The organism is Pseudomonas sp. SC11 (assembly GCF_047039205.1).
GTDB lineage: Bacteria > Pseudomonadota > Gammaproteobacteria > Pseudomonadales > Pseudomonadaceae > Aquipseudomonas > Aquipseudomonas boreofloridensis.
Map to the genome: position 1 here is coordinate 3,869,923 of NZ_CP178183.1, position 26,769 is coordinate 3,896,691.

Genomic DNA, 26,769 nt, shown 5'->3' on the forward strand with positions numbered 1-26,769 from the left:
AATGATCGAAACTGACAATTCGTTGATCCTGACGTGCAGCACGACTACCCTAGGACACCGTCCTTTCAAGGTGCCGTATCGCTTCATGCGCAAACTTCTGGCAAGCGCCCTGGCGCTGGTGATGATCGCCGCCCTGTGTGGCTACGCGTTCTGGACCCAGCAGCGCCCGGAAGGCCACTACCTCTCCGACCTGCGCATCGAGCGGGGGCTCGACCAAGGCGTGCCTGGCGATCGTGGCAATCTGCTGGGGATCGAGCCGCTGCTCTACCCTAGCGACTACCAAAACCTCGAACGCCTGCACCGCAAGCTCTCGGCTTACCTGAGTCAAGCCCGTGATCAGGGCCTGGTCAGCTCGCGCACGGTGGTGGTGCTGCCCGAGCACATCGGCACCTGGCTGTGGGCGCGCGGCGAGAAGAACGAGCTGTACCAGGTCACTCGCTTGCGCGACGCCTGGCAGTGGCTGGAATTGAGCAACCCCTTGCACTACGGCCTGGCCATGCTGGCCGCGACCGGCGGCGACCGTCGCTCAGACGCGCATCTGCGCATGAAGGCGCGGCAGATGGCGGCCGACTATCAACAGCTCTTCGGCGGTCTGGCCCGCGAGTTCGGCGTCACCCTGGTGGCCGGCTCCATCGTGCTGCCAGCGCCCTACGTCGAAGAGGGCCGACTCAAGGTCGGCAGCGGCCCGCTGTACAACAGCAGCCTGGTGTTCGCCAGTGACGGCTCGCCGCTTGGGCAACCGCAGTTGCAGCAGTATGTCGACAGTGAAGCACGGCGTTACATCGACGATGGCCAGTCACGCCCATTGCGCGTGCTGCAGACCCCGGCCGGACGCCTGGGGGTGCTGGTCGGCAGCGACAGTTGGTACCCGCGCAACCACGAACAACTGGTGCGCCAATCGGCACAATTGATCGCCAACCCCGTATTTCTCAGCGGCAAGGGCAGTTGGCAACAACCGTGGCGGGGCAATCGCCATCAAGCTGCGGCGGCCGAGTTGCCGCTGGCCAAGGGCCAGACCAGCGAAGAGATGGCGTGGCACCAGTTGACCCGAGCGGCCAACCCTGGCCTGCCCAGCCTCAGCGTGTTCATGCGTGGACAGTTCTGGGAGCTGGGCAGCGACGGCCAGGGTTTCGCCAACCAGGCAGGCGAGCAGTTGATGGGCCGACCGAGCCCGGGCGCGCGCCTGCTGAACCTGTGGCTGTAGATTGATGCGCGAGCGCGTGCGCCTGGGTGATCTGTCAGTCGGATTCGTCCAGCCTTTGACCCAAGCCATGCGTGAACTGGGCCATGATCCGGCACCCTTGCTACAGCGCTACGGCCTGGATGCACCGCGCCTGGATGAGGCCGGGGCACGCCTGTCGATCCCGCGCTACATGCACCTGGGTCATGCGGCCATCGAGCTGTGTGGCGAGCCGGCGCTGGGTCTGCACATGGGCCGCCTCAGCCGGCTGGCGCAGGCAGGCCTGGCCGGAGTGACCGCCGCGCAGGCACCGACCGTGCGCGAAGCGGCGCGCACACTGCTGCGTTTCGAGCCACTGTATGCCGCCAACTACCGGGGCAGCTCTGCGTTCATCGAAGACCCACAGGGCGCCTGGCTGCGGTTCTACTCGATCAGCCCCTACAACGCCTATAACCGCTTCGTCGTCGACTCGGTGCTTTCCGGGTGGCTGGCGCAACTGTCAGCCGTAACGGGCACACCCGCCATCGCTGACCGTTTGGACATCGAGTTCGAAGCGCCTGCGTACTGCACCCAGTATCAAAGCCTGTGCAGTGCGCCCGTGCAGTTCGATGCCGGCTGCAATCAACTGCACCTTGCCCACGAGGTGCTCGATGCGCGCAATCCGCAGCACTGCCCCAGCACCTGGCGACATTTGCTGCAACTGTGCGAGGCCGAGTGGGTACAGCGCACCCGTGTGCGCAGCCTGAGCGAGCGCATCATTCATCTGCTGGGCCCCTTGCTCAGCGGTGGACGCGAGCCTGACTTGGAGCAGGTGTCGCAACAGTTGCACATGCCCAGTTGGACCTTGCGGCGCAAGCTCGCTGAAGAGGGCACGAGTTTCCGTAGCCTGCTCAACGACACACGACGCGACCTCGCGCAGACCTACATCCGCGATACCGCGCTGGCCTTCGGGGAGATCGCCTATCTGTTGGGGTTCGCTTCGGCAGAGGCCTTCCAGCGCGCATTCAAGCGCTGGACGGGCCTGACGCCGGGGGAGTTTCGCCGCCAGCAGCGGCGAATGGGTTAAAGCTCGGTGGCGTCTTCTGCCTGCTCGGGGATGTCCAGTTCGTACGCCTGGAACTCGAGCAACTCTTCCTGATAATCGTCCATGGGCCTGCGTCCTCTCGCTCATCTTCTCGTCTGTGGCCGTCACGCTAAGCGGGCCAGGTTAAAACATCATGACAAACATATGAGCGAGGACATCAGCGAGAGGTTCACTCGCTCTGTTGCAGCGGTGCGGTCTGCTCGTCGCTGGCGGGCGCTGGAGACTGCACCTGGAGGGGCGCGGGATCGGCCGGCGGCGCCACGGGCTGGGAACCTTGACTGTCGTCGAGGGCTGGGGCTGCCGAGGTCTGATTCGCCGTAGGCACCGGTGCAGGCGCGACTGGACTTTGCGGGACCGCCTGGACGGGGCTGACCGGTGCCGCCGCCGCTGCCGGAGGATTGGCCGGTGTCAGCCCCACGGGCTCCGGCAGTCCCAACACCTGCGCAGGTTGTTGCGCCTTTGGTGCTTCGGCCTGCGGCTCGAGCCTGCTCGACGTGCGCGGCTTGGGCAGGTAGTTCTCCACCAACGCGAAATAGCGGTCGTAGAACTGCGGCGAGGACACGGTTTCGCTGGCGACCTTGACCATGGAATCGTCGGTGGAGCCGATAGGCATCGACAACGAGCCCAGCACGCCCACACCGACACTGGCCGAGGTGTTGGATTTCTTCAGGGCGTAGCGGTCCTGCAAGGCGTTGGCGAAGATGGTCGAGCGCTGCTCGTCGTTGCTGTCCGGCACGCAGGTGATGTTGAAGCTGATCTGCAGATGGTTCTCGGCGTTCTGCTGGAAACTCTTGTTGCCTGCCACCTGATTGGCATCGCTGCTGGTGATGATGTAGCCCTGGCTCAGCAAGGCTCGGCGCGCGGCCTCGCATGAACCGGCCTCCCCCACCGCGAAGGTGCGCGAGAAGGTGCCTGAGTCGGCGAAGTTTTCATGCTCGTAGACCGCTGCCTTCTTCGTGGCGCAGCCGGCGAGGCCCGCCAGCGTCAGGGCCAGCCCGAGCGCTACGCAGACATTAGATCTGGACATTGTCGATTCCGGGTAAACGAATGGGGCGTATTGTGCAACACATCCCTCGATGGCAGGAACCGCCGGTCGATGAAGATGCGTTCAGCATCGCACCTGCAAGGTTTTGGCCAGGCCTCTAATGGCAGGCACAAAAAAAGCGACTCTCAGGTCGCTTGATTTGAGCTTCGAGGCGTTCAGTGACCTCGAGGCGAATATGGCGCAGCGGACGGGACTCGAACCCGCGACCCCCGGCGTGACAGGCCGGTATTCTAACCGACTGAACTACCGCTGCGTATCGCACAGGCCATGGCCTGTTTGAAACTGGGATCTGCTCGCCGGCGCAAGACGCTGGCGTTGCAGGCACAAAAAAGGCGACTCGTTTCATCGCCTTGATTGCCGCCTCGAAGAGTTCTAGGGCTTCGAAGCATAAGATGGCGCAGCGGACGGGACTCGAACCCGCGACCCCCGGCGTGACAGGCCGGTATTCTAACCGACTGAACTACCGCTGCGTATCTCACAGGCCGAGGCCTGCTTGAAACTAGGATCTGGCCTTAAGGATTTGCCTTATGACCACGGACCGGTGAATCTCACCCATCCGTTGAAGAAGTGGCGCAGCGGACGGGACTCGAACCCGCGACCCCCGGCGTGACAGGCCGGTATTCTAACCGACTGAACTACCGCTGCGCATAGTGGACTTGCGTCCTGTTCCTCTCTGCTGGAAAGCTTCGTTGGAAGCGTTCCGGTCCAGGAACTCTCAGGAAGTGGTGGGTGATGACGGGATCGAACCGCCGACCCTCTGCTTGTAAGGCAGATGCTCTCCCGGCTGAGCTAATCACCCCCGCGATGTTGCTTGTTGCGTTTGCTTCGCTGAGGCCGCGAAATTTACGCAGGTGCCGAAGCTAAGTCAATAGCCCTGTTGAGTTTTTTTCAAAAACAGCGAAAAGCTTCAAGCCGCAAGTGACGAGAAAAAGCCTGATCGCATGTGAACGCGCCGGCAGGCTCGACAGCGCTCCTACTTGTAGCTTGCCGCTTAAAACTTGCCGCTCAGTTGTAGATCATCTTGCGGGTCATGCCGCCGTCGACCACGAACTCCTGGCCGGTGACGAAGCTGGCCTGACGCGACAGCAACCAGGCCACCAGCGCAGCCACATCCTCCACAGTCCCTACCCGACCTGCCGGGTGCTGGGCGTGGTCGGCGTCGCTCAAAGGCTCGGCGCGGCGCTGCGACGGGTCGCGTGCGTCGATCCAGCCGGGGCTCACCGCGTTGACGCGAATCTCCGGCGCCAAGCTGATGGCCAAGGCATGGGTCAGGGCAACCAGGCCACCCTTGCTCGCGGCATAGGCCTCGGTATCCGGTTCAGACTGACGGGCGCGGGTCGACGCCAGGTTGACGATCGAACCGCCGTGGGCACGCAGGTACGGTGCACAATGCTTGGCCAGCAGCATCGCACCGCTGAGGTTGACCGCCAGCACCCTGTTCCACTGCGCCAGGCTGAGGCTTTCCAGGGTGTGGTTGTGGGGATTGGCGATGGCCGCGTTGCACACCAGCGCATCCAGACGACCGAACTGGCCGAGCACCTCGGCGACGCCCGCGATGACCTGGGACTCGTCGGCCACATCCATGGCGATGAACCAGGCATTGCTGCCCAGTGCCTTGGCCACCTTGGCGCCGCGTGGGCGATCCAGGTCGGTGAGCACCACTTGCCAGCCTTCGCAGATCAGCCAGGCGGCGATGCCCAGACCAATGCCGCGCGCGGCACCGGTCACCAAGGCGACCCGACCGTTGTGGTCGGGCGCCTCACCTGGCCAGTCGATCACAGCGCGGCCAGGCCGCGGGCGAGATCGGCCTGCAGATCGGCCACGTCTTCCAGCCCCACGGCCACGCGAATGAGGCTGTCACGAATACCGGCAGCTTCGCGCTCCTGTGGCGTCAGGCGACCATGGGAAGTGGTTGCCGGATGGGCAATGGTGGTCTTGCTGTCACCCAGGTTGGTGGTGATGGAGATCACCCGAGTGGCGTCGATGAAGCGCCAGGCGCCCTCTTTGCCACCCTTGACCTCGAAGCTGACGACCGCGCCGAAGCCACTCATCTGCCGTTTGGCCAACTCATGCTGGGGATGGCTGGGCAGACCCGCGTAATGCACTTTCTCGATACCGTCCTGGCGCTCCAGCCATTCGGCCAAGGCCTGAGCGCTCTCGCAGTGCGCACGCATGCGCAGCTTGAGCGTCTCCAGGCCCTTGGTGAAGATCCACGCATTGAAGGGGCTGAGCGTCGGGCCTGCGGTGCGCAGGAAACCCACCACTTCCTTCATCTGCTCGGCACGCCCGGCTACCGCACCGCCCATGCAACGGCCCTGGCCGTCGATGAACTTGGTCGCGGAATGGAAGACGATGTCGGCGCCCAGCTTCAGAGGCTGCTGCAGCGCTGGCGTGCTGAAGCAGTTGTCCACCACCAGCATCGCATCACCGGCGTGGGCGATATCGGCCAGCGCGCGGATATCCACCAGCTCGGCCAGTGGATTGGACGGCGACTCGACGATCAACAGTTTGGTGTTGGTCTTCAGCGCACTCTTCCAGGCACCCAGGTCGACCAGCGGCACGTAGTCCACCTGCAGGCCGAAACGCTTGAAGTACTTCTCGAACAAGCTGATGGTCGAGCCAAAGACACTCTGCGACACCAGCACATGATCGCCAGCGCTGCACAGCGACATGACCACGGCCAGAATCGACGCCATGCCCGTGGAGGTGGCCACGGCCTGCTCGGCCCCCTCCATCGCCGCCAGGCGCTCCTCGAAGGCGCGCACCGTCGGGTTGGTGTAGCGCGAATAGACGTTACCTGGCGTTTCACCAGCAAACCGCGCAGCCGCATCGGCTGCGGTACGGAACACATAGCTGGAGGTCAGGAACAGCGCTTCGCTGTGCTCGGCCTCAGGCGTCCGGTGCTGGCCGGCGCGCACTGCCAGGGTGTCGAAACCGACACCCTCCAAGTCGCTGTCCAGCCGTCCGGCCTCCCATTGATCCGTCATGCCGTACTCCTCACAAAGTGCAGATCAGTTGTTGTACAGGTCGATGATCGCGCTGACGGCCTGGGTCTTGACCTTGGCAGCGTCATTGCGCGCCTGTTCGATCCGCTCCAGGTAGACGTCGTCGATGTCGCCGGTGACGTACTCACCGTTGAACACCGCGCAATCGAAATGCTCGATCTTGATCTTGCCGCCACCGACCGAGTCGATCAGGTCCGGGAGGTCCTGATAGATCAGCCAGTCGGCGCCGATCAACTCGGCCACCTGTTCAGTGGTACGGTTGTGGGCGATCAGCTCGTGAGCGCTCGGCATGTCGATGCCGTAGACGTTGGGGTAGCGTACAGCGGGCGCTGCGGAGCAGAAGTAGACATTCTTCGCCCCGGCCTCGCGGGCCATCTGGATGATCTGTTTGCAGGTGGTGCCGCGCACGATCGAGTCGTCCACCAGCATCACGTTCTTGCCACGGAATTCCAATTCGATGGCATTGAGCTTCTGCCGTACCGACTTCTTGCGTGCCGCCTGGCCAGGCATGATGAAGGTGCGGCCGATGTAACGGTTCTTGACGAAGCCTTCACGGAATTTCACGCCCAGGTGGTTGGCCAGTTCCAGGGCTGCGGTGCGGCTGGTGTCCGGAATCGGGATGACGACGTCGATGTCGTGCTCGGGGCGCTCGCGACGGATCTTGTCGGCCAGCTTCTCACCCATGCGCAGACGCGCCTTGTACACCGACACGCCATCCATGATGGAGTCGGGGCGGGCCAGGTAGACGTGCTCGAAGATGCACGGTTGCAACAGGGGGGCATCAGCGCACTGCTTGGTGTGCATCTGTCCGTCTTCGGTGATGTACACCGCTTCGCCCGGCGCCAGGTCGCGGATCAGGGTAAAGCCCAGCACGTCCAGGGCCACGCTTTCGGAGGCAATCATGTACTCGACGCCTTCGTCGGTGTGGCGCTGGCCGAAGACCACCGGACGAATGCCGTTGGGGTCACGGAAACCGACGATACCGTAGCCGGTGATCATCGCCACCACGGCGTAGCCACCGACACAGCGGCTGTGCACATGGGAAACCGCCGCGAACACATCGTCCTCGGTCGGCTGCAGCTTGCCGCGTACGGCCAGCTCGTGGGCAAACACGTTGAGCAGCACTTCCGAGTCGGAGTTGGTGTTGACGTGGCGCAGGTCGGACTCGTAGATCTCCTTGGCCAACTGCTCGACGTTGGTCAAGTTGCCGTTGTGCGCCAAGGTGATGCCATACGGCGAGTTGACATAGAACGGCTGGGCCTCGGCCGAAGTCGAGCTGCCCGCCGTGGGGTAGCGCACGTGGCCGATGCCCATGTGACCGACCAGGCGCTGCATGTGGCGCTGCTGGAATACATCGCGCACCAGGCCATTATCCTTGCGCAGGAACAACCGGCCATCATGGCTGGTCACGATACCGGCAGCGTCCTGGCCGCGGTGCTGGAGGACCGTTAGCGCGTCATACAGCGCCTGATTGACGTTCGACTTACCGACGATACCGACGATGCCACACATGCGACGCAACCCCTACTTTGATGAAACGGAGTGAAAAGCGCTCAGGGCCGGGAAGGTCCGAGCAACTGTTCCTTGAACGGAAGATCAACCGGTGAGCTGATCCCATTGGACATCCACTGACCCGCGAAGCCCAGGATCAGGTTCTTCGACCAGTCGGCGACCAATAGAAACTGTGGTATCAGGCGTGATTCCTGCCACCACGAATCCTGTTGTACCGGCCCCAGGCTGAGCAGCCCGACGGCCACCACCACCAGCAAGCCTCCGCGCGCAGCGCCGAAGGCCATGCCGAGAAAGCGATCGGTGCCGGACAGCCCGGTCACGCGGATCAGCTCGCCGATGAGGAAATTGATCATCGCCCCCACCAGCAGCGTGGCGATGAAGAGCATGGTGCAGCCTGCGATGACCCGTGCCGAAGGCGTCTGGATATAGCTTTCCAGGTACTGCGACAGAGACCCGCCGAACATCCACGCCACCGCGCCGGCAACGATCCAGATGAGCAGGGACAAGGCTTCCTTGACGAAACCGCGCTTGAGACTGATCAGTGAGGAAATGGCGATGATCGCGATGATCGCCCAATCAACCCAGGTAAATGCCACGGTACGGCCTGCAGACGTTTGAGGCGGCGCATTTTAGCAGAGCATAGGGCGTGGGGTAAGCGGAAAGTCACGCCGTTGCAGGCTTGCAGCTTGACTCCCAAGACAACTTAACAAGCCTTGGCACCCCACCCGCGCGCACAAAAAGGCCCTGTTCGGCCGACGCTTGAGCGCAGGCTGAACAGGGCCGCATGGACTCAACCGCGCTCAGGCTGGAAACGCACCACGATGCCCTTGAGGCTCTGCTGGCGGTTGATCGTATCGCGTAGACGCTCGGCTTCGGTACGGTCGATGATCGGGCCGACGAATACCCGATTCAGTCCACCGCTGGAGCGGATGTAGGCGTTGTAGCCTTGGCTGCGCAGGGTTTTCTGCAGAGTGTCGGCGCCTGCACGATTGGACAGGCTGGCCAATTGGATCGACCAACTCACCGGCAAACCATTGGCATCGACCTTGGAAGCAGCCGTCGGCTTGCTGGCCGTTGCACTGGCCGCAGGGGGCTGGGCAGCCGGTTGTGCAGCACGACTTTCGACCTTGGCCTCGGCAACGGGCGCCTGAGGCTTCGCGGCGGCGGGCTGGGCGTTCTGCGACGGCGACGGCGTGATCGGCTGGCTGGGAGCGCTGGGAGGCGATGTGGACTCATCGACCACCACCGGCGCCTGCTCGGAAAGATCGGGCAACGGCTGAGGCTCAGGCACTTGGACCGGCTCGACCTTGACCTCGGACGGGCTTGGCATCGCCGGGGCTTGAGGCACTTCGACATGCACCTGGCGCATCTCGTCCTCTCGGGTGAACAGCATGGGCAGGAAGATCACCGCCAGCGCCACCAGCACCAGCGCACCCACCATGCGCTGCTTCATTCCCTTATCCAGCACTGCCATCTACTCCATCCTCCAGGGCCTGCCGCTCAAGCCATTCGAGGGCCTGGCCGACGCAGAAAAACGAACCGAACAGCAGGATCTGGTCATCTGCCGTTGCCTGCGCACAGTGCCCCTCGAGGGCAGCGGCGACACTGGCATATGACTTCACCGTCGCGCCGTGGTTCGTCAAGGCCATGGCAAGCTCCTGCCCGGTGCGACTGCGCGGCGTCTCAAGCGGCGCCACCGCCCAGGAATCGATCAGCGGCAGCAACGGTGCGACCACGCCCTCGAGATCCTTGTCCGCCAGCAGCCCGAACACCGCCAGGCGGCGCCCGGAGACAGGCCGGGTGGCCAAGCGGCGTGCCAGGTACTCGGCAGCGTGGGGGTTGTGGCCGACATCCAGGAGCAATTCCAACCGTTGGCCGCGCCACGTCACCGTGCGACGGTCGAGGCGGCCGGTCATGCGGGTACCCAGCAGCGCCTGGGCGATATCCGACGCAACCCAGGGCAGATCCATCAGCAGGTACGCCTGCACTGCCAGGGCTGCGTTCTCCATCGGCAAGTCGAGCTGGGGCAGATCGACCAACTCCACCGCCTCGCCCCTGAGCGTGGTACCACGCCATTGCCAATGTGCGTCAGTGCTCGCCAGATCGAAATCGCGCCCGCGCAAGAAGAACGGGCAAGCCAATTCGGCCACTTTATCCAGTAGCGGCTGGGGCGGGTCGAGATCGCCGCACAAGGCTGGCGTGCCTTGGCGGAAGATACCGGCCTTCTCGAAGGCCACCTGCTCCCGGGTATCGCCCAGATAGTCGACATGGTCCACGCCGATACTGGTCACCAACGACAGGTCGGCGTCGATCAGGTTGACGGCATCCAGACGCCCGCCCAGCCCCACTTCGAGCACCACGGCATCCAAGGACGACTGCCTGAACAACCAGAAGGCCGCCAGGGTACCCATCTCGAAATAGGTCAGGGAGATTTCGCCACGCGCGGCCTCTACGGCAGCGAAGGCCCGACACAGGTCACGGTCGCTGGCCTCGTTGCCATCGATCTGTACCCGCTCGTTGTAGCGCACCAGGTGCGGCGAGCTGTAGACCCCCACCTTGAGCCCCTGGGCGCGCAACAGCGCGGCGACGAAGGCACAGGTCGAGCCTTTGCCATTGGTGCCGGTTACCGTCACCACTCGCGCAGCCAGGCGCCCCAGGTCGAGGCGCGCCAGCACCTGCCGGCATCGCTCGAGGCCCATGTCGATGGCCGAGGGATGCAGTTGTTCCAGGTAAGCGAGCCACTCGCCCAGGGCACGCTCGCTCATCACGCGACGACGGCCGCTTCTTGGGCCTGCTCAGGCGTGGCCTGGCCGGTCATTTGCGCCAGCAGTCGGGCCAGGCGCGGACGCAGTTCCTGACGCGAAATGATCAGGTCGATGGCGCCGTGCTCCAGTAGGAATTCGCTGCGCTGGAAGCCCTCGGGAAGCTTTTCGCGCACGGTCTGCTCGATCACGCGTGGGCCGGCGAAGCCGATCAGCGCCTTGGGCTCGCCAACGATGACGTCGCCGAGCATGGCCAGACTGGCCGATACACCGCCGTAGACCGGATCGGTCAGCACCGAAATGAACGGAATGCCTTCTTCACGCAGACGTGCCAGCACCGCAGAGGTCTTGGCCATCTGCATCAGCGAGATCAGCGCTTCCTGCATGCGCGCACCACCCGAGGCGGAGAAGCAGATCATCGGGCAACGGTGTTCCAGCGCATGGTTTGCAGCGCGGACGAACCGTTCACCGACGATGGCGCCCATGGAACCGCCCATGAACGAGAACTCGAAGGCACTGACGACAACCGGCAGACCCATCAGCGTTCCACTGACCGACACCAGGGCATCTTTTTCGCCCGTCTGCTTCTGAGCAGCGGTCAGGCGGTCCTTGTACTTCTTGCCATCACGGAATTTCAGACGGTCGACCGGTTCCAGGTCGGCACCCAATTCGGCACGCCCTTCGGCATCGAGGAAGATATCGATACGCTCACGGGCACCGATGCGCATGTGATGATTGCACTTGGGGCAGACGTCGAGGGTTTTTTCCAGCTCCGGACGATACAGCACGGCTTCGCAGGATGGGCACTTGTGCCACAGGCCTTCCGGTACCGAGCTCTTCTTCACCTCGGAACGCATGATCGAAGGGATCAGTTTGTCTACCAACCAGTTGCTCATGCTCTATTTCTCCCGTTCCGGCCGGTGGCGGGCTGACTGTCGCCTGCCCTGCCCCGACCCTTGAGCTCAAAATCGTGTTCAAAACGATGATGGACCGGCCAACGGGACCACCCGTTGCACCACTCCACCTTCAACCTGTACGCCGACGCCCGCGGCGCCGCGTGTTCTGATGGCCCGCCCCGCAGGGCCGGCCGGGCAGCATCGCGCTGCGATAGCTATGGACGATGGCGCACGGCCAACCGTCACATCCAAGCTCATGCCAGCCTGACCGCCTCGAGGAAGGCATCGATCTTGCCCGCATCCTTGATGCCCTTGGCCTGCTCGACCCCGCCACTGACATCGACCGCATAGGGTCGAACCTGGCGAATCGCCTGAGCGACGTTACCCGCCGACAACCCTCCGGCCAGAATGATGGGCTTGCCCAGGCCTGCCGGCACCAGCGACCAGTCGAACGCCTCACCCGTACCGCCCGGCACACCCGGCACGTAGGTATCGAGCAGAATGCCGCGGGCGCCATGGTAGTGCTCGCAGGCCGCCTGCAGATCGTCGCCTGGGCGCACGCGCAGCGCTTTGATCCACGGACGATGGTACCCCTCGCAATCGGCCGGTGTTTCATCGCCGTGGAACTGTAGCAGGTCCAGCGGGACCACTTCGAGGATCTCGCTCAGTTCGCAACGCGAAGCATTGACGAACAGGCCCACGGTGGTGACGAAAGGCGGCAGCGCGGCGATGATGGCCCGGGCCTGGCGTACATCCACCGCGCGCGGGCTCTTGGCATAGAACACGAAGCCGATGGCGTCGGCTCCCGCCTCGGCAGCCGCCAGGGCATCCTCGATGCGGGTGATGCCACAGATCTTGGTGCGCACGTTACTCATGGACGACAACCCTGGGTGATCGGTGAAGGGCCGGATGTTAGCAAATGACGTATCACCCGTCAGTCGGACAGCGACTCGTAGCCGGTGAGAAAGTGTGGACCGATGTAACGCTGCGGTAGCGCGAACTCGTCCGGGTACTCCACCTGCACCAGATAAAGGCCGTAGGGGTGGGCGGTGACGCCACCTTCGCGCCGATTGCGCCCTTCCAGCACCTGCCGCGCCCACTCCACCGGCCGCTCGCCGGCGCCGATGGTCATCAGCACGCCGGCGATGTTGCGCACCATGTGATGCAGGAAAGCGGTGGCACGCACATCCAGCACGATCATGCGGCCGTGGCGCGTCACACGCAGGTGATGGATATGCTTGATCGGCGACTTCGCCTGACACTGGCTGGCGCGAAACGCGCTGAAGTCATGAGTGCCGAGCAGATACTCGGCCGCCTGGGCCATCGCGGCGATGTCCAGCGGGCGATGATTCCAGGTCACTTCCTCGGCCAGGTGCGCCGGACGGATCGGATCGTTGTAGATCACGTAGCGGTAGCGCCGAGCGGTCGCCTTGAATCGTGCGTGAAAGTGCGCAGGCATTGGCCGCGCCCAGACCACACTGATGTCGTGGGGCAGGTTGAAATTGCTGCCCAAGGTCCAGGCGCGCTCGTCGCGCACCGCGCACGTGTCGAAATGCACCACTTGACCACAACCGTGCACACCGGCATCGGTGCGCCCGGCGCACACCACGCTGATCGGCGCGTCGGCGACCTTCGACAACGCCTGCTCCAGCGCCTGCTGGACACTGGGCACGCCGCTGGCCTGACGCTGCCAGCCGCGATAGCGCGACCCTTTGTATTCCACGCCCAGGGCGATGCGCGAGTAGCCTTCGGCGGCCGACTCGGCCGCCTCGATGTCGTTGATGTCCAAGAAAGCCAAACCTGTGGAACTGATCGAAAGGCGGCCATTATAAAGAAAACGGCAGCCCACTGGGCTGCCGTCATCCCCTTCAAGCACGCTGCCTGTCAGACCAGACGCGAGAGCATGTCCTCAGCTTCCTGACGCTGGGTATCGTCACCATCCTTGACCACTTCATCGAGGATGTCACGGGCGCCCTGATGGTCCCCCATATCGATGTAGGCACGCGCCAGGTCCAGCTTGGTCGCCACCTCATCGGTCCCGGAGAAGAAATCGAAATCCAGGTCGTCCAGGGCTTCGGGCTCGAGCGCCGCATCCTCGGCGGTGAAGTGCGGTTCCAGCGAAGGCGACGCCAGACTCTGCGAAAGCTTGTCCAGCTCGGCGTTGACATCATCGAGCTCAGACGCGAAATGCTTGTCGGCGGGTGTTTCGTCATCCAGCGACAACGACAGGTCGAAGTCCTCCGGCAGTTCCAGTTCGGAAATCGGATCGAACTCAGGAATCTCGTCGAACGCTGCAAGCTCGGCAGCGACATCAACGGGCGTCTCGCTGTCTGCGGCTGGCGTGGCGGCAGCAGGCTCAGCGACATCCAGGTCAAAGTCCGCCAGATCATCCAGTGGCTGCGGCTGGGACTGCGCCTGAGCCTGCGCCAGCAGCGCCTCGAAATCGTCGTCTGCGCCGCTCTGCATCTGGTCGGCCTGCGGTGCTTCTGGGGCGTCGAGCACCGGCGCGTTGAGCGGCTCGTCCAACAGCAGGTCGTCATCCAGGCTCAGGTCGAAGTCGTCGCCCAAATCCGGCGTGGCCGTGATGGATTCGACGTCAGCTTCGCTCGCGTCCTGCGGCGCGGGCTCGACGGCTTGCACGGGCTCAGGCTCAGGCTGCGCCTCGACTAGCGGCTCTGGGTCCTGCAACAGCTCCTGGACGTATTGCTCATCCTGCTCTGCTGCCAAAGCGGCGGCGCCGAGCCCGACGGCTGCCGCCGTAGCCACGACGGCAACCATGGCCGGGTAACGCTGCTTGATGCCTTCGACTTCACCCTGATTCTCCGGGGTGTCGGCCAATTGGTGCTCCTGCTCGGCAAAGGCGTGTTGATCGCCTTGACGCGCATAGACCTCCATCAACTTCAGGCGCAGGTCGCTGCGCTGCGGCTCAGCAGCCACAACAGGTTCAAGCAGGCTAGCGGCGTGGTTCAGACGCCCCTTGGCGACACTGTCATCGACCTCGGCCAACAGTGCGGCATAGCGATCGGCAACCACAGGCGCACTGGCAGCGACCGGCTTCTCAGCCGCGGCGGCGGCCGCTGCAGAGGCCGCCACCACCGCCGGCGACAGGGTCACCGTGGGGGCAGACACGTCCAGGCCATCGAAGCTGCCTGGCGGCAAGTCTGGGTCCGGCCCACGCTCATCGTCCTCGGCCAGCGCCCGTGCCATGCGCAGATGTTTTTCCGCCTCTTGCTGCGCCTTGCGCTTGCGCGCCAGAAGCAGCAACAGCAGCAGCAGGACCAGGAACGCCGAACCGGCCAACAGTCCCAGCAACAACGGATTACCCAGCAGATCGTCGAGCATGCTCGGTTCGGTCTGGGGCTGAGCAGCGGTCTCTGGCTCCGGCACCGGCGCGGTATCGACCGCAGCCGGAGGGGGGACGACCACAGGTTCGGCAGGCGTCAGTTGGGCATTCACCGCAGGCTCGACCGGCGGCGGCGCGACCGTAGCGGCCGGCGCCGCGTCACCTTGAGCCTGCAGACGCGCCAGTTGATCATTCTTCAGTTCGATCAGGCGCTGCAGCTTGTCCAACTGGCTTTGCAGATCGGTCATTCGACTCTGCAGTTCTTCGTTGTCACGGCGACTGGTATCCAGGCTCTCCTGAGCGACCGCCAATTTGTCGCTGAGGGCCTTGGCGTCATTCGCCGCACCTTGGTTATTCGGTGAGACCAGGCGCAGGTTATCGCCTTGGGCAATCCGCGCCGGTGCAGCATCGGCGGCGCCACGACGGGTCGCGTCCAATTGCCGAGCGCGAGGCCCCAGGCGCCGTCCTTCGCGCCAGGCGGCGTACTGTTCGGCCACCTCACGAATCGCTTCGCCCTGGGGGATGGCGCGGATCTGCTGCTGATCCGGCAGGCGCAGCACCTGGCCGGTCTTGAGCTGGTTGATGTTGTTACCGATGAAGGCGTCAGGATTCAAAGCCTGGATCGCCAGCATGGTTTGTTGAATCGAGCCGCCCTGGGTATTGCGCGCAGCGATTTGCCAGAGCGTGTCACGCTGACGGGTGGTATAGCTGCCCGCAGTGGTCGCCGGGTTGACAGTTCCCTGCGCTGGCGCGGCAGTGGCAGCTTGCGGCGCATCGAGCGCAACGCTGTAGTCACGCAGCAGTCGCCCTTGCGGCCACATCACTTGCACCAGAAACTTGATGACAGGCTCGGGCAGCGGCTTGCTGGAGGTGACACGCAGCACGCTGCGGCCGTTGGGGTTGATCACCGGGGTGAAGCTCAGGTCCTGCAGATAGGCCGGTAGCGTCACGCCAGCCTTGGCGAACTCCTCGGCGGGCGCCAGGCTAGGCGCCACCTCCGCAGGGGTCAGGTCGCGTACATCGAGCAGCTCGATCTCGGCGTCCAGCGGCTGGTTCTGCGCCGACTTGAGGGTCAGCTCGCCAAGACCGAGTGCATTGGCCATGCCGGACGACAGCGCCGAAGCGGCCGCGATAGCCAGAACCAATTTGCGAATTCGAAGCATGGACCTGTTCCCTTGTATGAATCGTCCCCAATACCTGCCAGGCATAGGACAAATGTGCTGGCCAGTATCTTTTACGCCATTTTTTTAATCAACAATTGCGCCAATTGTACGGCGTTGAGGGCCGCGCCCTTGCGCACGTTGTCGGTCGTCAACCACAGATCGAGTTGGTGATCCGCGTCGATTCCCTGGCGTACACGACCAACATAGACCACGTCCTGCCCCACTGCGTCACCCACTGGCGTCGGATAATCGTCATTCTCCACGCGTTCGACGCTGGCAGCGCCATCCAGCGCCAGCTTGACCGCCTGCACATCCACGGGAATTCGGCTTTGTACGGACACACTGAAGCTATCGCCGAAAAACACTGGGACTTGAACGCAGCTCACAGAAATCTTCAGTTCAGGCAGCCCCAACAGCACGCGACTCTCACTGACCAAGCGCCGCTCCAGGGTGCCGTGCCCCTGCTCATCGGTAGCGCCCACTTGCGCCAGCAGGTTGAACGCCACCTGCCGATCGAAGAAGCGCGGCTCTAGAGGGCGTGCGTTGAGCAACTCGGCAGTCTGTCTGGCCAGTTCGTTCACGGCCTCGCGTCCCTGCGACGACACGGCCAGGCAGGCCATGACCTGAATCCGCTCGATATCGAGCACACCTCGAAGCGGTGCCAGCGCCACCGCCAAGGCGATCGCACCGCTGCTCGGGCTCGACACCAACACTGGCAGCTTTAGCCCGTCCAGCGCCTCAGGGTTGGCCTCCGGTACGATGCTCAACGCCTCTTCGAGCCCGCCAGAGAGGTCGATCACCGAACACCCAGCCTCACGCGCCTTGCTCGCAAAACTGCGGCTCACCGCCGCACCAGCGGCGAAGAACGCCAGCTTGACCTGAGCAAAATCGAAACTGTCGACTTCGCGCACACGGACCTTCTTGCCGGCGAACATCACACTGCTGCCCGCTGACTCCATGCTCGCCAACAAATGCAGGGTTGCCACTGGAAACTGAAGCTCCTCGAGGATCTGCACCAGGGCTTCACCGACACTGCCGGTGGCGCCGACGACGGCGATATCTAAGGCTTGGCTCATGCTTTGAATCCTTGTACGGGAACGGCGGGAGCGGCACTGTACTTGATTGACAGACAAACAAAAAACCCGTGCGGTTGCCCGGCACGGGTTTTTCGACACGCCGAAGCGATCAACGCTCCAGAAGAATCCGCAGCATGCGGCGCAGCGGTTCGGCTGCGCCCCACAGCAGTTGGTCGCCGACTGTGAATGCCCCAAGGTACTGCGAGCCCATGTTCAGCTTGCGCAGACGGCCAACCGGAACGTTCAGGGTGCCAGTGACCTGAGTCGGACTCAGTTCCTGCATGCTGATCTCGCGCTGATTGGGTACCAACTTAACCCACGGATTGTGCTGGCTGATCATGCCTTCGATATCGGCCAGCGGCACATCCTTGTTCAGCTTGATGGTCAGTGCCTGGCTGTGGCAACGCATGGCGCCGATCCGCACGCAGATGCCGTCGACCGGAATCGGGCTTTTGAAGCGACCGAGAATCTTGTTGGTTTCGGCCTGGGCCTTCCATTCCTCACGGCTCTGACCGTTGGGCAATTCCTTGTCGATCCACGGAATCAGGCTACCGGCCAGCGGCACACCGAAGTTTTCGGTGGGGAAGCCATCACCGCGCATGGTCTCGGCGACCTTGCGGTCGATGTCGAGAATGGCACTGGCGGGATTGGCCAGTTCGTCCGCTACTGCGGCATGGATACCGCCCATCTGCCGGATCAGCTCACGCATGTTCTGCGCGCCTGCACCGGAGGCTGCCTGGTAGGTCATGGCGCTCATCCACTCCACCAGACCGGCTTCGAACAGCCCGCCCAAGCCCATCAGCATCAGACTGACGGTGCAGTTGCCGCCGATGTAGTTCTTGGTGCCAGCGTCCAGTTGATGGTCGATGACCTTGCGGTTGACCGGATCGAGAATGATGACTGCATCGTCCTGCATGCGCAGGGACGACGCGGCGTCGATCCAGTAGCCTTGCCAGCCTGCTTCGCGCAGCTTGGGGAAGACTTCGTTGGTGTAGTCGCCGCCCTGGCAGGTCAGGATCACGTCGAGGGTCTTGAGCTCTTCGATCGAATAGGCGTCCTTGAGCGGCGCCGTATCCTTGCCCACGTTCGGGCCCTGGCCGCCGACATTGGAGGTGGTGAAGAACACCGGCTCGATAAGGTCGAAGTCCTGCTCTTCCAGCATCCGCTGCATGAGCACGGAACCGACCATACCGCGCCAACCGATCAGACCTACACGTTTCATCGCAACTACACCTTTGCTAAAAAGTGGGCCACCGTCGAGGGGAAACGACGGCGGGCCAGAGAGATTACAGATTCTGCAGAGCCGCGACTACTGCGTCGCCCATTTCCTGGGTACCGACCTTGGTGCAACCGGCCGACCAGATGTCGCCGGTGCGCAGCCCTTGGTCGAGCACCAGGCTGACGGCACGCTCGATGGCCTCGGCGGCCACCTGCTGGTTGAAGCTGTAGCGCAGCATCATGGACACCGAAAGAATGGTCGCCAGTGGGTTGGCGATGCCTTGCCCGGCGATGTCCGGCGCCGAGCCATGGCACGGCTCGTACATGCCCTTGTTGTCGGCGTCCAGCGACGCAGACGGCAACATGCCGATGGAGCCGGTCAGCATGGAAGCTTCGTCCGAAAGGATGTCTCCGAACATGTTGTCGGTGACCACCACATCGAACTGCTTGGGTGCGCGGACCAGCTGCATGGCGGCGTTGTCCACGTACATATGGCTGAGCTCGACGTCCGGATAGTCCTTGGCCACCTCTTCGACCACTTCACGCCAGAGCTGGCTGGATGCCAGGACGTTGGCCTTGTCGACCGAGCACAGCTTCTTGCCGCGCACGCGGGCCATGTCGAAGCCGACACGGGCGATGCGACGCACTTCGCTCTCGCTGTACGGCAAGGTGTCGTAGGCCTGACGCTCGCCGCCCTGCAACTCGCGCTGACCACGAGGTGCGCCGAAGTAGATACCGCCGGTCAACTCGCGGACGATGAGGATGTCCAGACCGGACACGATCTCCGGCTTGAGCGAAGAAGCCTGCGCCAGTTGCGGGTAGAGGATCGCCGGACGCAGGTTGGCGAACAGGCCCAGTTGTGCGCGGATCTTCAGCAGGCCCCGCTCGGGACGGATGTCACGCTCGATCTTGTCCCACTTCGGTCCACCGACAGCGCCCAGCAGCACAGCATCGGCGTTGCGTGCGCGCTCCAGCGTTTCATCGGCCAACGGCACGCCGTGTTTGTCGATGGCCGCGCCGCCGATCACATCGTGCGCCAGGCTGAAACCCAGGCCAAACTTTTCGTTGGCCAGGTTCAGCACCTTGACGGCCTCGGCCATGATTTCCGGGCCGATGCCATCACCTGGGAGAATCAGAATCTGTTTGCTCATGCTTTCCTCTATTCGTTCAAGCGGCGCGGCTGGATGCGCCGCGCCGAAATGCTAGCGCTCGGCCCACAGCACGATGACATCCGTGCTGAAGGAGCCGTCGGCTTGGATCTGATAATACTGCCGCACTTCCTCTCCCATGGCCCGCTGCAACTGGCGGATGGCCACGCGCATGGGCTCGGGTGTGCGCATGCGCTCGACCCAGGAGGCGAATTCCAGGTGCAAACGCTGGCGGCTGTGGCTGCGGGTGAACAGCCCCGCATCACTGACCTGGCGCAGCCACTGGTCGGCAGAGTAATCGCGCACATGACTGGTGTCGCGCAGGACTTCGACGCTTTGCAGGTAGGTGTCGAGCAGCGGGCTGCCCGGCGACATGACGTCGATGAAAGCAGCCACGCCACCGGGCTTGAGTACCCGGCGCACTTCCCGCAGGGCCAGGCCCAGGTCGCTCCAGTGATGCGCCGAATAACGACTGATGACGTACTCGAAAGAGGCATCGGGGAATGGCAGACGCTCGGCCGCGCCGCGCTCGGTGACGATAGTGTTCAACCCACGCGCCGCCGCCGTACTGGCAACCACATCGAGCATCGACTGCGAGAGATCGTAGGCCACCACCTCGGCCACCAAGGGCGCCACCTGGAAGCTGACATGGCCGGCACCACACCCCAGGTCCAGCACCCGCGCAGCGCCTTGGCCTTGCAGCTCAGCCTGCAGCAGAGCGAACTCGGTGCCCTGGGCATGTACGGGGCTGCTGAGATAAGCGCTGGCCTGTTCGCCGAACTGGCGCTGAACCACATCGGCGTGGGTGCTGCTGGTCATGGTGTCGATCCTCATGGGTCGTTTCAAGATGCGGTGCGTCCGGCACGCTCACTCAAGCGTCGCGAAACAACCACGGCTGCGCAGCGCGGTGCCCAATTTCGAAGTCCTTGATGGCGTCGCCATCCTGCAAGGTCAGGCCAATATCATCCAGGCCATTGAGCATGCAGTGCTTGCGGAAGGCGTCGATCTCGAAATGCAGGACCTTGCCGTCCGGGCGAGTGACGGCCTGGGCCTGCAGGTCGATGGTGAGTTGATACCCCGGATTGGCCTCGACCTGCTTGAACAATTCGTCCACTTCTTCGTCGGCCAGGATGATCGGCAGCAAGCCGTTCTTGAAACTGTTGTTGAAGAAGATGTCGGCGAAGCTCGGCGCGATGACACTGCGAAAGCCGTACTCATCCAGCGCCCAAGGCGCATGCTCGCGGCTCGAACCGCAGCCGAAGTTCTCCCGTGCCAGCAGCACGCTGGCGCCTTGATAGCGGGCGTGGTTGAGCACGAACTCCTGGTTCAGCGGGCGCTTGCTGTTGTCCTGGTAGGGCTGACCTACATCCAGGTAACGCCACTCATCGAACAGGTTGGGGCCGAAGCCGGTGCGCTTGATCGATTTGAGAAACTGCTTGGGAATGATCTGATCGGTATCGACGTTGGCCCGATCCAACGGCGCCACGAGACCGGTGTGCTGGGTGAAGGCTTTCATGCTGCGCTCCCTTGGATCAACTCGCGGACATCGATGAAATGACCAGTCACCGCCGCAGCGGCGGCCATGGCCGGGCTGACCAAATGGGTACGCCCACCTGCGCCCTGACGCCCCTCGAAGTTACGGTTGGAGGTAGAGGCACAATGCTCGCCGCTCTCCAGGCGGTCCGGATTCATCGCCAGGCACATCGAGCAACCTGGCTCACGCCATTCGAAGCCGGCTTCGAGGAAGATCTTGTCCAGCCCCTCGCGTTCGGCCTGGGCCTTGACCAGCCCCGACCCCGGCACCACCAACGCCTGCTTGACGTTCGCCGCCACCTTGCGGCCCTTGGCGATCTCGGCCGCTGCGCGCAAGTCTTCGATGCGCGAGTTGGTGCACGATCCGATGAACACCCGGTCGAGCTTGATATCGGTAATGGCCTGATTGGCTGCCAGCCCCATGTACTTGAGGGCGCGCTCGATCGAGCCGCGCTTGATCAGGTCTGGCTCGGCCGCCGGATCCGGAACACGTTGATCGACCGCCAGCACCATTTCGGGCGACGTGCCCCAGCTGACTTGCGGCTTGATCTGGGCGGCATCCAGTTCGACAACAGTGTCGAACACGGCATCCGCGTCGGATACCAGCCCCCTCCAAGCCTGGACCGCCTGGGGCCACTGCTCGTCATTGGGCGCGTAGGGGCGTCCTTGAACGTAGGCAATCGTGGTGTCGTCCACGGCGACCAGGCCGACGCGGGCACCGGCCTCGATGGACATGTTGCAGATGGTCATGCGGCCTTCCATGGACAATGCGCGGATAGCGCTGCCGGCGAACTCCATGGCATGACCGTTGCCACCAGCGGTACCGATCTTGCCGATGACCGCCAGCACGATGTCCTTGGCGGTGACGCCGGCAGGCAACTGCCCCTCGACCCGCACCAGCATGTTCTTCATTTTCTTGGCGACCAGGCACTGCGTGGCGAGCACATGCTCGACTTCCGACGTACCGATGCCATGGGCCAACGCGCCGAAAGCGCCGTGCGTGGAGGTGTGCGAATCGCCGCAGACCACGGTCATGCCCGGCAATGTCGCGCCTTGTTCGGGGCTGATCACGTGCACGATGCCTTGGCGCTCGTCGTTCATCTTGAATTCGACGATGCCATATTCGTCGCAGTTCTCGTCGAGCGTCTGCACCTGCAAACGCGAGACCTGGTCGGCGATGGCCTCGATACCGCCCTTGCGCTCAGGCGTGGTCGGCACGTTGTGGTCAGGGGTGGCGATATTGGCGTCGATACGCCATGGCTGGCGGTTGGCCAGGCGCAGGCCTTCGAAGGCCTGGGGCGAAGTCACTTCGTGGATGATGTGACGGTCGATGTAGATCAAGGACGAACCATCGTCGCGTCGCTTGACTTCGTGCGCATCCCAGAGTTTGTCGTAAAGCGTTTTGCCAGCCATCAGACTGTTCCTCATCAGCGTATTTCTATGCCAATAACCCCTTGGCTTGTACGGTCGATGCTAAAGGGCTAGATTGAATAACTCAAATTCATAATTTTTATGCTTTGAATAACCAAAAGGAATTCGAAAGCGTGGATCTGGCAAACCTCAGTGCCTTTATTGCGATTGCTGAAACCGGCAGCTTCTCGAGTGCCGCTGAGCGCCTGCATTTGACCCAACCGGCGGTCAGCAAACGCATCGCAGGCCTGGAGCAGCTACTGGGCGTGCGCCTTTTCGATCGGCTCGGCCGCGAGGTGAGCCTGACCGAGGCCGGGCGAGCCCTGCTCCCGCGTGCTTACCAGATCGTCAATGTACTGGACGACACACGGCGTGCACTGACCAATTTGACAGGAGAAGTTACCGGCCGCCTGACTCTGGCCACCAGCCACCATATCGGCCTACACCGCCTGCCCCCGGTTCTGCGGGCGTTCACCCGGGAATACCCTGGCGTGGCGCTGGATATCCAGTTTCTCGATTCAGAAGCGGCCTACGACGAAGTTCTCCACGGCCGCGCAGAAATTGCCGTGATCACCCTGGCCCCCGAGCCTCATCACCTGATTCGGGCCACCCCTGTCTGGGACGACGCACTGGACTTCGTCGCCGCCCCAGAGCACCCACTGGCACGCGACAGCCACGTTCGACTGGCCGATGTCGCACGCCATCCCGCCGTGTTCCCCGGGGGTAATACGTTCACTCATCACATCGTGCAACGCCTGTTCGAGAGCCAGGGATTGACGCCAAACATCGCCATGAGCACCAACTATCTGGAGACTATCAAGATGATGGTGTCCATTGGTCTGGCCTGGAGCGTTCTACCGCGCACCATGCTCGATGGGCAGGTCGCATCCATCGCTTTGCCCGGCATATGCCTGTCTCGCCAGCTAGGCTACATCCTGCATACGGAACGAACGCTGTCCAATGCGGCCAGGGCGTTCATGGCCTTGCTCGACAGCCAGCGCGAGCCTGCCTGACTGCATCGCGGTACGGCGTGTGATCCATAGCAAGCTTCATCTGCCGAAGGTCTGCAAGCCATGCCCAAACCAGACAAAACCTACCCGCGCCTGCCTCATATTCCTGCAGTCGACCCATTGGAATCGGAGCAGGCGTGGCAGAACGCCCCGCAATTGCTCACTGCACTCAACGGTGCGCGCCTCGGCGCGTGGCTGTGGGATATCGAAACAGGCCGGGTGAGCTGGTCGCGCGGCACCCAGGCGCTATTTGGCTTCGACCCGCAGCACCCGCTGGCAGAAGGTATCGATTACCTGGATTTGCTCCCTGAAGAAGACCGTGCGCGAACCCGCCATTTGTTCCAGGCGGTGGTCGATGGCGAACCGGCGGATCAAGCCATGCGCCATCGCATCCGCTGGCCCGACGGCAGCCTGCACTGGCTGGAAATAAACGGCAGCCTGACCCACGATCACAATGGTCGCCGCCAGATGATCGGGGTGATTCGCGAAATCACCCGCCAGCGCGATCGAGAGGCCGCGCTGGTCAACTCGGAAAAGCGCTTTGCCACCCTTTTCCACCTCAGTCCCAATGCGATCCTGCTGACCCGTCGCCACGACGGCATGATCTTCGAGGTCAACCAGCACTTCGAGGCCATGTTCGGCTGGCCCGGCGCGCTGGTGATCGGCAAGAGCAGTGTCGAACTGGGCATGTGGGTCCACGCCGAACAACGCCAGCAAATGCTCGACGCCACCCGCAACAGCGGCAAGCCGGTGACCATGGAAGTGCAGTTCCGCACCGCGACCGGCCGGGTCCAGGACGGCATTCTGTGCACCCAGGGCATTGAACTCGAAGGTATTACTTATCTGGTCAGCACCTTTGTCGACACCACTGAGCGCAAGCGCGCCGAGCGAGCCCTCAAGGACAGCCAAGAGCGCCTGGACTTGGCGCTGGACTCCGCACAACTGGGCACCTGGGACTGGCACATCCCCAGCGGCATGCTCTATGGCTCAGCGCGCGCCGCGCAGTTGCATGGCCTGGACCCTGCCCCCTTCCACGAGTCGTTCGACGCGTTCTTCGAAGGTGTGCCGGAAGAAGAACGCAGCGCCATGCGCCAGGCCTACCGCAGTTTGCGCGAAGGGCCGGCGGGCAATTACCAGATCACCTACCGGGTGCAATTGGAAAACGGCGCCTCGCGCTATATCGAAAGCCGAGCACGGCTGTACCGGGATGATCAGGGCACTCCGCTGCGCATGGCCGGTACATTGCTGGACATTACCGATCAGGTCGAACGCGAGCAGCGCCTGAGCGCCTCGGAGGAAAAATTCGCCAGCCTGTTCCAGGTAAGCCCCGATCCGATTTGCGTTCTGGATCAGGACAGCGGCCAGTTCATCGAAATCAACCCGGCCTTCACCCAAACGTTCGGTTGGACCGCCACGCAGGTGATAGGGCGCAGCCCCGACCAGATCGGATTGTGGGCCGAACCTTACGCCCGCGCCCAACGTATCGAGCGGGTCATTCGCGAACAGGGCTTGAGCAACATTGCCGTAGTGGTCAACCACCTGAGCGGCATACCGCTGACCTGTATGATTTCCAGCCGCCTGATCACAGTCGACAACCGACCTTGCAGCGTGACCACGCTACGCGACATCACCCAGCAACAACGCGCAGAGTCCGCCCTGAAGGCCAGCGAGGAAAAGTTCGCCAAAGCGTTTCATTCAAGCCCCGATGCCATCACCATCACCGAACGTCAAAGCGGTCGTTACCTGGAGGTCAACGACGGCTTCTGCCGACTGACCGGCTTTAGCAGCCACGAAGTGGTCGGCCGGACCGTCTTCGAATTGGGCATCTGGACCGACGAAAAGCAGCGCGCGGCGCTGTTGGCAGACCTCGGCGAGCATGGCCGGGTGCACCATCGGGAAATGCTCGGACATAACAAGCAGGGCGAGGTCTTGACCGTCGAAGTCTCGGTCGAACCGATCAGCCTCAACGACACCGACTGCCTGTTGATGACTGCCCGCGACGTCAGCCAACTGAAGAATGCCCAGGCGCAGATTCGTCACCTGGCCTACCACGACCCGTTGACCAACCTGCCCAATCGCGCCCTGCTGACCGATCGGCTGAGCCAGCAGATCGCCCTGCTCAAACGCCATGATCTGCGCGGCGCCTTGCTCTTCCTGGACCTGGATCATTTCAAGCACATCAACGATTCACTCGGCCACCCGGTCGGCGATACCGTGCTCAAGATCATCACCGCACGTCTGGAAGCCAGCGTACGTCTGGAGGATACGGTGGCGCGGCTGGGCGGCGACGAGTTCGTGGTGCTGCTCAGCGGCCTGGCCGGCAGCCGCGAACGGGTCGAGGCCCAGGTACGCGAACTGGCCGACACCTTGCGCGAGCTGCTGGCCGCACCGATGTCGCTGGATGGTCAGCGCCTGCAGGTGACGCCGAGCATTGGCGTAGCGCTGATTCCGGATCATGGCTCCACCCCGGCCGACCTGCTCAAACGTGCCGACATCGCCCTGTACCGGGCCAAGGACTCGGGACGCAACACCACGCAACTGTTTCACACCACCATGCAGGAAGCCGCCAGCGAACGGCTGCGCATGGAAAACGACCTGCGCTTGGCGCTGTCGCGTGACGAACTGGCGTTGCACTTCCAACCCCAGGTTGACGCGCGCGCCAATTGCATCGTGGGCGTAGAGGTCTTGCTGCGCTGGCATCACCCACAATTGGGGCAGCAATCCCCTGCGCTGTTCATCCAGGTGCTGGAGGAAAGCGGACTGATACTCGAGGTGGGCAGTTGGATCCTCGACCAGGCCTGCGAGGCCTGCGCGCGCCTGCTGGATGAGGGCTTGATCGATGCTGGTGAGTTCAGCCTGTGCGTGAACATCAGCCCCAAACAATTTCGCCAGAATGATTTCGTCGAAAGGGTTTTGCGCAGCCTGGACGAGCATCATCTGCCCCGCTACATGCTCAAGCTGGAAATCACCGAAGGGATCGTGATCCAGAACCTGGAGGACACCATCGGCAAGATGCGCGAGCTCAAGCGTCACGGCGTGACCTTCGCCATGGACGATTTCGGCACGGGCTATTCCTCGCTGACCTACCTCAAGCGGTTGCCCGTCGATGCACTGAAGATCGATCAGACCTTCGTGCGCGATGCACCCAACGATTCGAACGATGCGGAAATCGTTCGCGCCATCGTCGCCATGGCACACAGCCTCGGGCTGACGGTAATCGCCGAAGGTGTCGAGTTGACCGAACAACTGACGTTCCTCCAGCGCCAAGGCTGTCATCTCTATCAGGGTTATCTGTTCAGCCGACCACTGGCTCTGGCTGAGTTTCGCCGTCTATTGGCTGAGACAAGCGGTCGCACATGACTGGCTGGCGAGAGAAATCAGGTA

General features: G+C 63.0%; 21 protein-coding genes and 4 tRNA genes. 4 read left to right on the forward strand and 21 right to left on the reverse strand.

The window, feature by feature from the left end; all coding sequences use genetic code 11:
* Positions 1-85: 85 nt before the first annotated feature.
* Both ACK2SD_RS17185 and ACK2SD_RS17190 read left to right on the forward strand, forming a co-directional pair.
* Positions 86-1,204, forward strand: coding sequence for a nitrilase-related carbon-nitrogen hydrolase (locus tag ACK2SD_RS17185; RefSeq protein ID WP_412460421.1), 1,119 nt, complete (start codon positions 86-88; stop codon positions 1,202-1,204).
* A 1-nt stretch (position 1,205) separates the two neighbouring features.
* Positions 1,206-2,246, forward strand: coding sequence for an AraC family transcriptional regulator (locus ACK2SD_RS17190; RefSeq protein WP_412460422.1), 1,041 nt, complete (start codon positions 1,206-1,208; stop codon positions 2,244-2,246).
* Between the two features lie 187 nt (positions 2,247-2,433).
* Here ACK2SD_RS17190 and ACK2SD_RS17195 read toward each other — a convergent pair whose 3' ends face one another.
* From ACK2SD_RS17195 to leuC, 21 genes are all read right to left on the reverse strand, one after another.
* Positions 2,434-3,291 (reverse strand): DUF2242 domain-containing protein, encoded by an 858-nt coding sequence (locus tag ACK2SD_RS17195; protein WP_412460423.1) that lies wholly within the window; start codon positions 3,289-3,291, stop codon positions 2,434-2,436.
* Positions 3,292-3,485: 194 nt separating this feature from the next.
* Positions 3,486-3,562 (reverse strand) — tRNA-Asp (locus ACK2SD_RS17200).
* 140 nt (positions 3,563-3,702) lie between these two features.
* Positions 3,703-3,779, reverse strand: a tRNA-Asp gene (locus ACK2SD_RS17205).
* A 98-nt stretch (positions 3,780-3,877) separates the two neighbouring features.
* Positions 3,878-3,954, reverse strand: a tRNA-Asp gene (locus ACK2SD_RS17210).
* Positions 3,955-4,032: 78 nt separating this feature from the next.
* Positions 4,033-4,108: transfer RNA gene (locus ACK2SD_RS17215), tRNA-Val, on the reverse strand.
* Between the two features lie 206 nt (positions 4,109-4,314).
* Positions 4,315-5,088, reverse strand: coding sequence for an SDR family oxidoreductase (locus tag ACK2SD_RS17220; protein WP_412460424.1), 774 nt, complete (start codon positions 5,086-5,088; stop codon positions 4,315-4,317).
* Complete coding sequence (locus ACK2SD_RS17225) at positions 5,085-6,296, reverse strand: O-succinylhomoserine sulfhydrylase (protein WP_029614186.1); 1,212 nt, start codon at positions 6,294-6,296, stop codon at positions 5,085-5,087. The genes ACK2SD_RS17220 and ACK2SD_RS17225 overlap by 4 nt, the downstream gene beginning before the upstream one ends.
* 24 nt (positions 6,297-6,320) lie before the next feature.
* Positions 6,321-7,826 (reverse strand): amidophosphoribosyltransferase, encoded by a 1,506-nt coding sequence (gene purF, locus ACK2SD_RS17230; RefSeq protein ID WP_295483573.1) that lies wholly within the window; start codon positions 7,824-7,826, stop codon positions 6,321-6,323.
* A gap of 41 nt (positions 7,827-7,867) precedes the next feature.
* Positions 7,868-8,422, reverse strand: coding sequence for a CvpA family protein (locus ACK2SD_RS17235; protein WP_412460425.1), 555 nt, complete (start codon positions 8,420-8,422; stop codon positions 7,868-7,870).
* 194 nt (positions 8,423-8,616) lie between these two features.
* A complete protein-coding gene (locus ACK2SD_RS17240) occupies positions 8,617-9,300 on the reverse strand; it encodes an SPOR domain-containing protein (protein WP_412460426.1) in 684 nt (227 codons plus the stop codon).
* Positions 9,284-10,591: a bifunctional tetrahydrofolate synthase/dihydrofolate synthase gene (gene folC / locus ACK2SD_RS17245; protein ID WP_412460427.1), complete on the reverse strand. Its 1,308-nt coding sequence runs from the start codon at positions 10,589-10,591 to the stop codon at positions 9,284-9,286. Before folC ends, ACK2SD_RS17240 begins: the two co-directional genes overlap by 17 nt.
* Positions 10,591-11,484 (reverse strand): acetyl-CoA carboxylase, carboxyltransferase subunit beta, encoded by an 894-nt coding sequence (accD, locus tag ACK2SD_RS17250; protein ID WP_029614183.1) that lies wholly within the window; start codon positions 11,482-11,484, stop codon positions 10,591-10,593. The genes folC and accD overlap by 1 nt, the downstream gene beginning before the upstream one ends.
* Positions 11,485-11,738: 254 nt before the next feature.
* Positions 11,739-12,359, reverse strand: coding sequence for a phosphoribosylanthranilate isomerase (locus tag ACK2SD_RS17255; protein WP_412460428.1), 621 nt, complete (start codon positions 12,357-12,359; stop codon positions 11,739-11,741).
* A gap of 59 nt (positions 12,360-12,418) precedes the next feature.
* Positions 12,419-13,273, reverse strand: coding sequence for a tRNA pseudouridine(38-40) synthase TruA (gene truA / locus ACK2SD_RS17260; RefSeq protein WP_029614181.1), 855 nt, complete (start codon positions 13,271-13,273; stop codon positions 12,419-12,421).
* Positions 13,274-13,368: 95 nt separating this feature from the next.
* A complete protein-coding gene (locus tag ACK2SD_RS17265) occupies positions 13,369-15,990 on the reverse strand; it encodes a FimV/HubP family polar landmark protein (protein WP_412460429.1) in 2,622 nt (873 codons plus the stop codon).
* Between the two features lie 71 nt (positions 15,991-16,061).
* Positions 16,062-17,066, reverse strand: a complete 1,005-nt coding sequence (locus tag ACK2SD_RS17270; protein WP_412460430.1) for an aspartate-semialdehyde dehydrogenase — start codon at positions 17,064-17,066, stop codon at positions 16,062-16,064.
* A 109-nt stretch (positions 17,067-17,175) separates the two neighbouring features.
* Positions 17,176-18,288 carry an aspartate-semialdehyde dehydrogenase gene (gene asd / locus ACK2SD_RS17275; protein WP_039576342.1) on the reverse strand — a complete coding sequence of 371 codons (1,113 nt, stop codon included), beginning with the start codon at positions 18,286-18,288 and terminating at the stop codon, positions 17,176-17,178.
* 64 nt (positions 18,289-18,352) lie between these two features.
* Positions 18,353-19,435: a 3-isopropylmalate dehydrogenase gene (gene leuB / locus ACK2SD_RS17280; protein ID WP_116887834.1), complete on the reverse strand. Its 1,083-nt coding sequence runs from the start codon at positions 19,433-19,435 to the stop codon at positions 18,353-18,355.
* 51 nt (positions 19,436-19,486) lie between these two features.
* Positions 19,487-20,251, reverse strand: a complete 765-nt coding sequence (locus tag ACK2SD_RS17285; RefSeq protein WP_317871843.1) for a class I SAM-dependent methyltransferase — start codon at positions 20,249-20,251, stop codon at positions 19,487-19,489.
* Between the two features lie 52 nt (positions 20,252-20,303).
* Positions 20,304-20,948: a 3-isopropylmalate dehydratase small subunit gene (leuD, locus tag ACK2SD_RS17290; protein WP_412460431.1), complete on the reverse strand. Its 645-nt coding sequence runs from the start codon at positions 20,946-20,948 to the stop codon at positions 20,304-20,306.
* Positions 20,945-22,378, reverse strand: coding sequence for a 3-isopropylmalate dehydratase large subunit (gene leuC, locus ACK2SD_RS17295; protein WP_412460432.1), 1,434 nt, complete (start codon positions 22,376-22,378; stop codon positions 20,945-20,947). The genes leuD and leuC overlap by 4 nt, the downstream gene beginning before the upstream one ends.
* A gap of 131 nt (positions 22,379-22,509) precedes the next feature.
* On the opposite strand from leuC, the gene ACK2SD_RS17300 reads away from it, so the two are divergent.
* Entirely contained in the window at positions 22,510-23,388 is an 879-nt protein-coding gene (locus ACK2SD_RS17300) for a LysR family transcriptional regulator (protein WP_029614179.1), read from the forward strand.
* Positions 23,389-23,448: 60 nt separating this feature from the next.
* Positions 23,449-26,745 carry a PAS domain S-box protein gene (locus tag ACK2SD_RS17305; protein WP_412460433.1) on the forward strand — a complete coding sequence of 1,099 codons (3,297 nt, stop codon included), beginning with the start codon at positions 23,449-23,451 and terminating at the stop codon, positions 26,743-26,745.
* Positions 26,746-26,769: the final 24 nt, after the last annotated feature.

Bases quoted from the DNA above. Each gene is read 5' to 3' on its own strand.
- ACK2SD_RS17185 (WP_412460421.1), top strand. From the start codon at position 86: ATGCGCAAACTTCTGGCAAGCGCCCTGGCGCTGGTGATGATCGCCGCC.
- ACK2SD_RS17195 (WP_412460423.1), bottom strand. From the start codon at position 3,291: ATGTCCAGATCTAATGTCTGCGTAGCGCTCGGGCTGGCCCTGACGCTG.
- ACK2SD_RS17225 (WP_029614186.1), bottom strand. From the start codon at position 6,296: ATGACGGATCAATGGGAGGCCGGACGGCTGGACAGCGACTTGGAGGGT.
- purF (WP_295483573.1), bottom strand. From the start codon at position 7,826: ATGTGTGGCATCGTCGGTATCGTCGGTAAGTCGAACGTCAATCAGGCG.
- ACK2SD_RS17240 (WP_412460426.1), bottom strand. From the start codon at position 9,300: ATGGCAGTGCTGGATAAGGGAATGAAGCAGCGCATGGTGGGTGCGCTG.
- folC (WP_412460427.1), bottom strand. From the start codon at position 10,591: ATGAGCGAGCGTGCCCTGGGCGAGTGGCTCGCTTACCTGGAACAACTG.
- accD (WP_029614183.1), bottom strand. From the start codon at position 11,484: ATGAGCAACTGGTTGGTAGACAAACTGATCCCTTCGATCATGCGTTCC.
- ACK2SD_RS17255 (WP_412460428.1), bottom strand. From the start codon at position 12,359: ATGAGTAACGTGCGCACCAAGATCTGTGGCATCACCCGCATCGAGGAT.
- ACK2SD_RS17265 (WP_412460429.1), bottom strand. From the start codon at position 15,990: ATGCTTCGAATTCGCAAATTGGTTCTGGCTATCGCGGCCGCTTCGGCG.
- ACK2SD_RS17270 (WP_412460430.1), bottom strand. From the start codon at position 17,066: ATGAGCCAAGCCTTAGATATCGCCGTCGTCGGCGCCACCGGCAGTGTC.
- asd (WP_039576342.1), bottom strand. From the start codon at position 18,288: ATGAAACGTGTAGGTCTGATCGGTTGGCGCGGTATGGTCGGTTCCGTG.
- leuB (WP_116887834.1), bottom strand. From the start codon at position 19,435: ATGAGCAAACAGATTCTGATTCTCCCAGGTGATGGCATCGGCCCGGAA.
- ACK2SD_RS17285 (WP_317871843.1), bottom strand. From the start codon at position 20,251: ATGACCAGCAGCACCCACGCCGATGTGGTTCAGCGCCAGTTCGGCGAA.
- leuD (WP_412460431.1), bottom strand. From the start codon at position 20,948: ATGAAAGCCTTCACCCAGCACACCGGTCTCGTGGCGCCGTTGGATCGG.
- leuC (WP_412460432.1), bottom strand. From the start codon at position 22,378: ATGGCTGGCAAAACGCTTTACGACAAACTCTGGGATGCGCACGAAGTC.
- ACK2SD_RS17305 (WP_412460433.1), top strand. From the start codon at position 23,449: ATGCCCAAACCAGACAAAACCTACCCGCGCCTGCCTCATATTCCTGCA.